Origin of the sequence: Arthrobacter crystallopoietes BAB-32, from assembly GCF_000328305.2 — a bacterium.
Taxonomy (GTDB): domain Bacteria; phylum Actinomycetota; class Actinomycetes; order Actinomycetales; family Micrococcaceae; genus Crystallibacter; species Crystallibacter crystallopoietes_A.
On the sequence record NZ_ANPE02000145.1, the window covers coordinates 19,204 to 27,855 of the forward strand.

Annotated in this window: 6 protein-coding genes and 1 pseudogene; 6 read left to right on the top strand and 1 reads right to left on the bottom strand. The window is 66.0% G+C overall.

What is annotated here, in order from left to right:
- Positions 1-326: 326 nt before the first annotated feature.
- Genes D477_RS12080 through D477_RS12090 form a run of 3 tightly spaced genes read left to right on the top strand, consistent with a single transcriptional unit; the run spans position 327 to position 4,599 of the window.
- Complete coding sequence (locus tag D477_RS12080) at positions 327-2,537, top strand: multicopper oxidase family protein (protein ID WP_005269493.1); 2,211 nt, start codon at positions 327-329, stop codon at positions 2,535-2,537.
- Positions 2,534-3,751 (top strand): hypothetical protein, encoded by a 1,218-nt coding sequence (locus tag D477_RS21235; protein ID WP_005269494.1) that lies wholly within the window; start codon positions 2,534-2,536, stop codon positions 3,749-3,751. The genes D477_RS12080 and D477_RS21235 overlap by 4 nt, the downstream gene beginning before the upstream one ends.
- A gap of 20 nt (positions 3,752-3,771) precedes the next feature.
- Positions 3,772-4,599: an SDR family NAD(P)-dependent oxidoreductase gene (locus D477_RS12090; protein ID WP_005269495.1), complete on the top strand. Its 828-nt coding sequence runs from the start codon at positions 3,772-3,774 to the stop codon at positions 4,597-4,599.
- A 227-nt stretch (positions 4,600-4,826) separates the two neighbouring features.
- On the opposite strand, the gene D477_RS12095 is transcribed toward D477_RS12090, so the two are convergent.
- Positions 4,827-5,054 carry a hypothetical protein gene (locus D477_RS12095; protein ID WP_005269496.1) on the bottom strand — a complete coding sequence of 76 codons (228 nt, stop codon included), beginning with the start codon at positions 5,052-5,054 and terminating at the stop codon, positions 4,827-4,829.
- A 220-nt stretch (positions 5,055-5,274) separates the two neighbouring features.
- On the opposite strand from D477_RS12095, the gene D477_RS12100 reads away from it, so the two are divergent.
- The 3 genes and pseudogenes from D477_RS12100 to D477_RS22310 form a co-directional block, all read left to right on the top strand.
- Positions 5,275-5,859, top strand: coding sequence for a TetR/AcrR family transcriptional regulator (locus D477_RS12100; protein WP_005269497.1), 585 nt, complete (start codon positions 5,275-5,277; stop codon positions 5,857-5,859).
- A 428-nt stretch (positions 5,860-6,287) separates the two neighbouring features.
- Positions 6,288-8,489 carry a choline BCCT transporter BetT gene (gene betT / locus D477_RS12105; RefSeq protein ID WP_005269498.1) on the top strand — a complete coding sequence of 734 codons (2,202 nt, stop codon included), beginning with the start codon at positions 6,288-6,290 and terminating at the stop codon, positions 8,487-8,489.
- Positions 8,486-8,652: pseudogene (locus tag D477_RS22310) on the top strand (aldehyde dehydrogenase family protein); the annotation flags it as partial. The gene betT and the pseudogene D477_RS22310, both read left to right, overlap by 4 nt.

An 8,652-nucleotide genomic window follows, 5' to 3' on the forward strand; every position in this document is an offset into this window, starting at 1 on the left:
CCATTCTCCCGTCAGACCACTGAACCGTCACGGCCCCTGGAAATAGGTCAGCACCGGCCAAGGGCACCTCCCCAACAGCCAGAGCTAGTTCAGGTACGGGCACGGCTCTTTGGGATTCCGGCACCAGAATCGCAACGACTGACTACACCCCCAAAGTGGGCCCGGATGGTCTCCCCAACATGGCGGGTGACTCCAAGGTCTTCCTAAGGTTTCCGGCGCAGCATAAACCGTCGGCCCGCTCGGGGCACTGGACCGACGCTTCCGTTGGGGATGCGGGAGGATGGCCAGTCAGCACGCCCTCCCGCCTGAAAGTTGGGGGTGGCGTCGTGCCACAGGATTGTCATGACCAGAATCTGCGCCTCGACGGTTTCAGCCGCCGGACCGCGCTCCGTGTTGCAGCCGCCGGCAGTCTCGGCGCGGCCCTGCTGGCGGCAAAGGGTCTGGGCCGCCCGTTCCTCGAGCAGCGCGGCCTGCTCAGCGCTGACGGCGCGTTCGCGGCCACCTCGACCGCCCTGTCCGACATGCTGTTCTACGTCGAGAAGTTTCCGACCAGCCCGCTGATCCTCTCCCCCTTCACGGACGAACTGCCGATCCCCAAAGCGCTCCGGCCCGTGCCGCGCACCGAGTACTCCTCCTGGGCCAGTCCGCCGGGTCCCGGGAACGGCCAACAGAATTCGCTGGGCAACGAGCGCCACCAGCTCTGGCCGTCCAGCATCCGCTACCCGGACCCGCTCGTCTACAAGATCGATCTGCTGGTCCGCACGCACAAATTCACGTCGTCGCAGGTGCTGCCCATCGACAAGAACGGCCGCCCCGCCAAGTCCTTCGATGCCGCCGGCCGCACCTACTCCGCCGGCACCCGGCGCGCCCTGCCGCCCAGCACCATTTACGGCTTCAACGGCATCTTCCCCGGCCCTCGCATCAACGCCGAGTACGGCCGGCCCGCATTGGTCCGGTTCAGCAACCAGCTGGACCAGAACCCGCTGAACCTGGACCGCCAGGACTTCGGCGCGCCGGACGCGTCCTTCCTGACGCACCTGCACAACGCCCACACGGCCCCGGAGAGCGACGGCAATCCGCACTACAGCATGCAGTACGGCCCGAAGGCGGTCGGCTACGAGCCCGGCATTTGGTGCGACAACCTCTACCTGAACTGGCCCGCCGGCGGCGACGACCGCGAGAAGCAAAGCTTCTTCTGGTTCCACGACCACCGGATGGACCACACCGGTTCCAACGTCTACAAGGGCATGGTCGGCCTCTACCCGATCTACGATCCGAAGAACGGCATGGACATGGGCGACGAGCGCCGCGGCCTGCGCCTGCCCGGCGTCCGCAAGGACTACGGCGACGGTTCCTTCGACGTCGACTATGACGTCCCGCTGGCCTTCTTCGACGCCCGGCTCGACGACGGCGTCACCACCCACCAGGACGTCCACGACGGCATGGGCGAGTACCCCGCCGCCAAGAACCCGAGGACGCACCCGGAGTGGTGGGGCAAGACCTTCTACCGGCACTTCCCCAACCACGGCTTCGTCGGCGACATCTTCACCGTCAACGGTACCGCCTACCCGGTCATGCACGTCAAGCGCCGCAAGTACCGTTTCCGGTTCCTCGACGCCTCCATCGCGAGGATCTACGAGTTCAAACTGATGTCCTCCACCAAAGGCCCCAAATCGGCGTCGTCCTTGGGCTACAAGGGCGACGACCTCGAAGGCCAGTACCGCATCCCGGATGGGCAGCAATGCATGAAGTTCACGCAGATCGCGTCCGACGGCGGCCTGTTGCCTTTCGCGATCACCCGCGACTCCTTCGAGCTGTGGCCGGCCAAACGGCGTGAAGTGATCATCGACTTCACCCGCTACGAGGACGGCACCCCCACCACCAAGGGCGACGTCGTCTACCTCACCAACGTGATGCGGATGCCGGACGGCAGGATGTGGGAGAACTCGTCGCGCTTCTCCCCAGACCCGAACTACAAGGTCCCGGTGCTGAAGTTCGTGATCGGCGATTCCGCTCCCGACAACAGCCTCATCCCCCGGCCCATGCAGCAGCTCCGGCCGCTGCCCCCGCTGCCTTCGAACTGGAAGAATCTGCTGGACAACCGCATGGTGTTCGAAGTCGAGCGCGGCAGCTCCGGCCCAGACGTGGAATGGCTGATCAACGGCAAGCCCTTCGATCCGCACGCCGTGGCCCGCAGCCTGAAGAACCCGCGCGGCGCCACCCCGCTGGCGCACCAGCGCAAGGGCAGCTTCAACCTCTGGGAGATCCGCAACGGCGGCGGCGGCTGGGTCCATCCCTTCCACCTGCACATGGAGGAGCACCGCACCGTCATGCGCAACGGCCGCGACGTCACCAAGACCCCGGACAAGGGCCATCCCGACGACGTCTCGCGCGAGGACCTGGTGGCGCTCGATCCGGGCGAATCCGTCATCGTCTACCGCGGCTTCCGCGACTTCGTCGGCCCCTACGTCGCGCACTGCCACAACCTCGCCCATGAGGACCACGCCATGATGTTCGGCTGGGAGATCACACCATGAACCGGCACAGCCTTGCCATTAACGACGACGGCGCTAGCCACCTTTCCGGGGCCGGCGGCGCTCCCGTGCGGGTCGCGTGGCCGACGGTCGCAGTGCTGGCCGTGCTGCTCGCTGCCATCGACGGCTTCTGGAGCGTCTCGCTGCAGGGCGCCGTCGGCCACATCGGCAACGCGCAGCACCCCTTCGCAGCCTGGCTCCGTGACTCCTTATTGGTCCTGCCGCTGCTGCTCCTCGCCGTGCTCGCCGCCGTCGTCCTGGCCAACCGCCTGGCCGAACGCCAGGCGCGGACGTCTGCCCGGACGCTTCCCACCGTGCTGCTCGTCGCCGGACTCGCCAGCCTCCCCGGGGTTGGCATGCTCGCCCTGCACGGCTGGACCGACTACCTGCTGCAGGCGGACGGTCTCGGCATGTCCACCAGCATGAGCGGCACCTGCGACGGGAACTGCCTCGCTGACCTGCAGCAAACCGCCGCCAGCATACAGCTGAAGGCCCTCGGCATCGGCGTCCTCCTGCTCCTCATCAGCAACCTGCTCGCCGTCGCCTGGGCCGCCGCCCTCCTCGGCGGCCGCCTGGCCACGCTGCCCCGCAGCCGCCTCCGCCACCGACTTCGACTTCGACTTCGACTTCGACTTCGGCGCAGGCCGCCCTCGGACGCACTGCAGCTCACCATCATTGCCGCCCTGGCCGGAAGCGCCATCATCCACTTCGCCATCGTGCCCGAGCACCTCGCCGAATGGCGGCTGGCCGGCGTCTTCTTCTTCGAACTCGGCCTCGCCCAGCTCACCGCCGCCGTTGCCGTTGCAGTCTCGACAGGCCGCGGCTCGCTCTACGCCGCGGCGGCGCTGTCCGCCATCCCACTCGGCGTCTGGGCGGTCTCGCGCACCGTCGGCCTGCCACTCGGCCCCGAACCCGGTGTTCCCGAACCCCTTGGCGCCGCGGACCTGACCGTCGCGCTCCTCGAAGCCGCCTGCCTCGCCGTCGTCCTCGCCCGCCTCCGAAGTCATGCAACCCGCGCGGCACTCGCTGCGCCTAACCTGCTGGCTCGTGCCGGCTCGGTCTGCGTCATCGCCACCATCGCCGGCCTTGGCCTCGCCGCCGTCAGGCTCCCTGTCGAAGAGGCCAGCCCCGCCATGGACCACGGCACCGAACTCGTCGCCCCGGATAACGCAGACGCCCCTTCCGATATAGACGGCGGCCTCAACACCATCCCCTGAACCCGGTAGATTGGACGTCGATGACCAGGACCATTGTGATCACCGGTGCCAGCGACGGCATCGGCGCAGCCGCCGCCCGAATCCTGCACGCGCAAGGCGACCGCGTGGTCCTGGTCGGTCGGTCGGAGGAGAAGACGGAAGCCGTCGCACGCCCGCTCGGCGCCGACTGGTACACCGCCGACTTCGCGGACCTCGACCAGGTCCGCCAACTCGCCAAGAACCTCAACGCCGCCTATCCGCGCATCGACGTCCTGGCCAACAACGCCGGCGGCCTCTTTTCCGGCCCGCAGCGGACCAAGGACGGGTTTGAGAAGACGTTCCAGGTCAACCACCTCGCGCCGTTCCTGCTGACCCATGAACTGCTCGATGTGCTCCTCGCCAGCGGCGCCAGCGTCGTGAACACCTCCAGCATCGGCGCCCGCCTCTTCGGCCGGATCGACATCAGCGACATCGAAACGTGGAACCGCTTCACACCGAACCGAGCCTATGGCAACGGCAAGCTGGCCAATATCCTCTTCACCCGCGGCCTCCACGACCGGTACCACACGCAGGGACTCTCCGCCGTCGCCTTCCATCCCGGCAACGTCGCCACCAACTTCGCTGCCGACACCAGCAGCTACCTCCGGCACGTCTACCGGACCGCGCTGAACCGCTTCCTCATCTCAGCCGAACGCGGCGGCGCCAACCTCGCCTGGTTCTGCACCGGTGCTCCGGGCGCCGATTGGCTATCCGGCCGCTATTACAACGACCGCGGCCGCCTCAGCCGCACCAACCCTCAAGCCTCGGACAACGCCCTCGTCGACCAGCACTGGCAGCTCAGCGCCCGAATGCTCGGCGTTGCCACCTAGCCTGGGTGTCCCTTGAGCTCACTCCTCGTCCCCGGCGAGCCACGCTGCGAGCTGGTCATCGGTTAAGAGGTCGATGAGCTGTACCAAAGGCCAGTTCGCGCGATGGTTCGGCGCCTGGGAGAGGTGGTCTTCTTACGTGCCTCGGTGAAGCGGTACACAGGTAGGCCTGACGGGCTAGTCACCCTTCAGCCATCGCGATGCGGATGACCGTTGGGAAGCAATGCCCTCTACCTTTTTTGCACCCTTCTGATCCTCTCTGCTGCCTGGCGGTAGAGGCGTTTCGCTTCAGGACTGGTCAGCGCTTGATAGACCTTCCTGCCGTCGTCAACCAGCTTCTTCGCTTTCTCCTGTGTGGCGGGATCCTTGGCTATGGCAAAAATCCTGGCTCCTGCATCCTTTGCTTTCGCCCCGCCGTCCCTCATAAACGCGGCGGCCCTGTGCTCCGTTCCAGCCATGGTGATCTCCCTAACGTCGGTGGTTCGTGAAGTGACATTAGCACCGGGTGACGATGTGCCAACGGAGGCACATGGCATCGGAGAATCGCACGCCCACCCGCTGAGCTGTGACGAGTTCGGCAACAGCAGATTCTGCGTCTCCGCCTTCCACGCGACGACCCGACACCGTCCGCACGTCCCATTGGTCCATTCGTTGCGAGTGGAGCAATAGGCTTGTCGGGTGGAAACAGGCTCCGTGAAGTCCGGCGAACAGGTTGACAGGCAGGCGCGCATTCTTGAGGCGGCCATGGTCCTGCTGTCGAAGCACGGCATCTCGGGCGTCAATATGCGGGCCGTGGCGCGCGAAGCCGGCGTCGCGCTGGGGCTTGTGAACTACTACTACCAGGACAAGATGAGCCTGATCCGGGCGGCTTTGAAGCGGGTCGACGAGGACGACATTGCGCTCGTCAAGCCCGACGCGGCGACGCCGCCAAGGGAGAGGCTCCTTGAGGCCCTTCGGCGCGTTGCCGATCCGGACCTGCTGACGACGCCGTATCTGGCGCTCCGCCTCCAGCTGTGGGCGCTCGCGCAGGCCAATGAAGACTTTGCCGCGATCAATGACGAAGCCTTCGAGCGCTATGTCGACGGACTCGCTGCACTGATCGGCAGCGCCAAACCCGACCTGTCCCCTAAGGAATGCAGGAAGCGGGCCGACGACATCGTGGTCATCCAGAACGGCATGTGGCTTACGGCGCTCCTTGGACTGAACCGGGCATCCACCGAGCGAAGCATCCGCCGCACCGAAGAGATCGCGCTCGCCCCGTAGCCGAAGGAGCGGGATCCGGGCCCTCGGAGCCCGGCACCTCAACGTCCCCCTGCGGCCGCAGGCGGCTGCCTTGTAGCGAAGACCCCTCTACCGGACATGACTTTCGCCAATTTACCTTGAACGCTTGTTCAAATCTAGTCTTGAACAGATGTTCAATCTCAACTATTGTCCTCGTTATGAGCCAGGTCACACCACACAGCGCCGCGCGGTCGTGCTGCGACTCTCGGGTGAACTGGAGCGGGGAGCGCGGAAACGAGTGATGCTCCTCTCATAATCGAGTGACATTGACCGCCTTTTAGATGTGCTATGCGCACGCAGGTGTCCTGATTTCCACTGTTGCTAGCGTCGGGCTTCGTGCCCCGACGGGGCCTTGGCCATCAGCGAGACCGCGACCAGCACCAGCTATCGATGCGAGGTACGAGACCGATATGAGCACGCCGCCCGAGATTGTCGAGCCCCGGCTCGACGAAGAGAACAGCCAGCGTCCTGCGCCCGGCACTGTCCCGCCTTTGCCCGAACCAGCACCCGATCCTGAGCCGAGGACGAAGGTCAACTGGACTGTCTTTATCGGTTCCGCAGCCGGTGTCCTCGTCATCGCGCTATGGGCCATCCTGGACCGGGAATCCGCCAATGCGGTCATCGGAACCGCCGTTACCTGGGTGGGTGAAACGTTCGGCTGGTGGTACTCGCTGATCGTCGTCGCAGTCCTCGCGTTCGTCCTCTTCGTGGCCCTGTCCAGAGTCGGCAAAACGCGTTTGGGGCCCGACCATTCGCGGCCAACGTTCAATATCTTCACCTGGACCGCGATGCTGTTCGCCGCCGGCATCGGTATCGACCTGATGTTTTTCTCCGTATCGGAGCCGGTGACCCAATACCTGGCCCCGCCAACGGGCGAGGCATCCACCGTCGGAGCCGCCCGCCAGGCTCTGGTCTGGACCTTGTTCCACTACGGCATCCTCGGCTGGGGACTCTACGCACTGATGGGCCTGGCCCTCGGCTACTTCGCCTACCGGCACAACCTGCCGCTCAGCATCCGCTCGGCGCTCTACCCCATCCTCGGCAAGCGGATCCACGGACCGCTGGGCCACGCCGTCGATATTGCTGCCCTGCTCGGCGCGATCTTCGGCATCGCGACCAGCCTGGGGATCGGCGTCGCCCAGCTCAACTACGGTCTGAGCTTCCAGTTCGGCATCCCGGAAAACACGTTCGTGCAGATCGCCCTGATCGCCGTGGCCGTGGTGATGGCGACCGTCTCGGTCCTCACCGGGGTCGAAAAGGGCATCCGGCGGCTGTCCGAGCTCAACGTCATCCTTGCGATCGCGCTGATGATCTTCATCCTTGTCACCGGGTCCACGCGCTTCCTCTTCGACGGCATCGTGAACAACATCGGAGATACTCTGGCCCGCTTCCCGTCCATGGCGCTGGACACCTTCGCGTACGACCGGCCGGACGAGTGGCTCAACGGCTGGACGCTGTTCTTCTGGGCCTGGTGGATCGCCTGGGCTCCCTTCGTGGGGCTGTTCCTGGCCCGCATCTCCCGCGGCCGCACGCTGCGCGAGTTCGTCATCGGCGTGCTCGTGGTGCCGTTTGCGTTCATCCTGCTGTGGATCTCAATCTTCGGCAACAGCGCCCTCGAGGTCGTGATGGGCGGCAACGCCGAGTTCGGCGAATCGGCGATGAGTACCCCGGAACGCGCCTTCTACGGCCTGCTCGAGCAGTACCCGCTGGCTCCGCTGAGCGCGGCCATTGCCACCTTCACCGGGCTGCTGTTCTACGTGACCAGCGCCGATTCCGGCTCGCTCGTCATGAGCAACTTCAGCTCGCATCTGAAGGACGCCGAGGCCGACGGCCCGAAGTGGCTGCGCGTCTTCTGGTCCGTTGCCACCGGCCTGCTGACCCTGGGAATGCTGCTGGTCGGCGGGGTGCCCACGCTGCAAAGCGCCTCCGTCATCATGGGGCTGCCGTTCTCCGTGGTGCTGGTCTTCATCATGCTGGGCCTCTACAAGGCCCTGCGCCTGGAGACCGCGCTGGCCGACAGCTACCAGGCCGGGCTGCACTCGGTGCTGAATTCGCGCACCAACGCCGCCGGCGGCATCCGCCGCAGCTGGCGCCACCGCCTGGCGCGGGCCCTGGACTACCCCGGACACAGGCAGGCCCAGTGCTTCGTGCGCGAGGTCGCGGTCCCCGCACTGGACGATGTGCGCGGCGACCTCTGCAGCCGCGGCGTCAAGGCCACGCTGGAGACGAGCACCGTCGAGGCCTTCGGGATCGACACCGCCGACCTCTGCGTGGAGCTCGACGGGGAGCGCACTTTCAAGTACCAGATCTACCCGGTCCAGCGGGACGTCCCCGCCCACGCCCGCTCCACCGCCAAGTGCGAAAAGTACTACCGGATCGAGGTCTTCTCGCTCGAAGGCAGCCACGGGTACGACCTCATGGGCTACAGCACGGACGAAGTCATCGCCGACGTGCTGGACCACTACGAGGTGCACCTGGAGTTCCTGCACCAGCACCGCGACACCCTGCCCTACACCACCGTCGCCGAGAACGTCCCGCCCAAGGCGGACTGGGAAACCGACTACGCAACGGTCGACGAACCCGTTGACGCACCAGCAAAGGAGACACCTTGACCGATACCGCCGCCACCTTGTTCATCAACGGAGCCTGGGAGCCTGCCGCTTCCGGCGCCGTGCGCCAGATCCGGAACCCGGCCGACGGCGAACTGGTCACCACTGTGTCCGAGGCCGGCCGGGCGGACACCGAGCGGGCCATCACAGCGGCCCGCGCCGCCTT

Bases quoted from the DNA above. Each gene is read 5' to 3' on its own strand.
- D477_RS12095 (WP_005269496.1), bottom strand. From the start codon at position 5,054: ATGGCTGGAACGGAGCACAGGGCCGCCGCGTTTATGAGGGACGGCGGG.
- D477_RS21235 (WP_005269494.1), top strand. From the start codon at position 2,534: ATGAACCGGCACAGCCTTGCCATTAACGACGACGGCGCTAGCCACCTT.
- D477_RS12090 (WP_005269495.1), top strand. From the start codon at position 3,772: ATGACCAGGACCATTGTGATCACCGGTGCCAGCGACGGCATCGGCGCA.
- betT (WP_005269498.1), top strand. From the start codon at position 6,288: ATGAGCACGCCGCCCGAGATTGTCGAGCCCCGGCTCGACGAAGAGAAC.